Genomic DNA, 1,124 nt, shown 5'->3' with positions numbered 1-1,124 from the left:
CCGCCGGTCTGGTACTCGATCACGCGGGTTTCGAAGAAGTTTTTCTCTTTCTTCAAGTCCATGATCTCGCTCATCCACGGGAACGGGTTGGTCGTGCCTGGATACTCTTCCTTCAAGCCAATCTGCGACAGGCGACGATTGGCGATGAACTTGAGGTAATCCTCCATCATCGCCGCGTTCATGCCCAATACACCGCGCGGCATGGTGTCGCGCGCGTATTCGATCTCCAGTTGGGTCCCTTGCAGGATCATCTGGGTCGCTTCTTCCTTCATCTCGGCATCCCACAGGTGTGGGTTTTCGATTTTGATCTGGTTGATCACGTCGATACCGAAGTTCAGGTGCATCGACTCGTCGCGCAGGATGTATTGGAACTGCTCGGCCACGCCGGTCATTTTATTGCGGCGGCCCATGGAGAGGATCTGGGTGAAGCCGCAATAGAAGAAGATGCCTTCCAGTACGCAGTAGTAGGCGACCAGGTTGCGCAGCAGTTCTTTGTCGGTGTCGACGGTGCCGGTTTCGAACTTCGGATCGGAGATCGAACGGGTGTACTTCAGGCCCCAGGCGGCTTTCTTCGCCACCGATGGGATCTCGTGGTACATGTTGAAGATCTCGCCTTCATCCATGGCCAACGATTCGATGCAGTACTGGTAGGCGTGGGTGTGGATCGCTTCTTCGAAGGCCTGGCGCAGGATGTATTGGCGGCACTCCGGGTTGGTGATCAGGCGGTACACGGCCAGCACCAGGTTGTTGGCGACCAACGAATCGGCAGTGGAGAAGAAGCCCAGGTTACGCATGACGATGCGGCGTTCGTCGTCGGTGAGGCCTTCGGGGTTTTTCCACAGGGCGATGTCGGCGGTCATGTTGACCTCTTGCGGCATCCAGTGGTTGGCGCAGCCGTCGAGGTACTTTTGCCAGGCCCAGTCGTACTTGAAGGGCACGAGTTGGTTGAGGTCGGCGCGGCAGTTGATCATGCGCTTTTCGTCGACGGCGACGCGGGCGGAGGCGCCTTCGAGTTCGGCGAGGCCTTCGGCGATGTCGAGTTTGTCCAGGGCGGCCTTGGCGCGCACGATGGCGGCGGAGTCACTGGCGGTGACGGCGCGGGCTTCAATGGCGGCGGCGGCGCC

The 1,124-nt window shown here is 59.3% G+C and carries 1 protein-coding gene; it reads right to left on the bottom strand.

The features are described from left to right. Positions 1-1,124, bottom strand: a 1,124-nt coding sequence (locus tag FIV35_RS29475; RefSeq protein WP_146375136.1) for a ribonucleotide-diphosphate reductase subunit beta, incomplete at both ends; no start/stop codon positions are given.

Source organism: Pseudomonas rhodesiae (assembly GCF_007858255.1).
In the GTDB taxonomy this organism is placed as follows: domain Bacteria; phylum Pseudomonadota; class Gammaproteobacteria; order Pseudomonadales; family Pseudomonadaceae; genus Aquipseudomonas; species Aquipseudomonas rhodesiae.
The sequence above is the reverse complement of the archived record's forward strand: the minus strand, read 5'-3'. Positions and strand labels throughout refer to the sequence as shown.